This is a genomic window from Bradyrhizobium sp. P2_E8 (genome assembly GCF_056403875.1).
In genome coordinates this window covers 1-546 of the sequence record NZ_JBFUES010001911.1, presented here as the reverse complement: position 1 = coordinate 546, position 546 = coordinate 1, and the positions used below count along the sequence as shown (strand labels likewise).

1 protein-coding gene is annotated in these 546 nt (G+C 70.3%); it reads left to right on the top strand.

Going from position 1 to position 546, the window contains the following annotated elements:
• On the top strand, positions 1-546 hold a 546-nt coding region (locus AC1D00_RS44655), incomplete at both ends, for an ATP-binding protein (protein ID WP_477015153.1).

Genomic DNA, 546 nt, shown 5'->3' with positions numbered 1-546 from the left:
GTGTCCGACAGCGGCATCGGCCTGACCATGGCCGAGATCAAGCGGTTGTTCCGTCCCTTCACCCAGGCCAATGTCACCATCGCCTCGCGCTTCGGCGGCGCGGGTTTGGGACTATCCTCGGTGAAGCAGCTGGCGCGCGCGATGGGTGGCGACATCTCGGTCGCACCGCGCCGCGGCGGCGGCGCCACCTTCACGTTGACGGTGTCGCTGGACGCGGCGGGACCGGCCAGGTCCCGCAAGGCGAAGGGCGAGGCCGAGGCCGATGCGGCGGCCGCGCTGCGCGTGCTCAGCGTCGAGGACAATCCGTTCGGCCGCGTCGTGCTCAACACCATTTTGACCGAGCTCGGCCATCATGCCGAGTTCATCGGACGCGGCGAGGATGCGGTGAACCGGCTCGCGCAGGGGGCCTTCGACGCGGTGCTGATGGACATGGTGCTGCCGGGCATCGATGGCGTAGAGGCCATCCGGCGGATCCGCACCATGCCGGCGCCGCTCGCTCGAATCCCCATCATCGGCGTCTCCGGGCGCGGCGAGGACGAGGCGGCC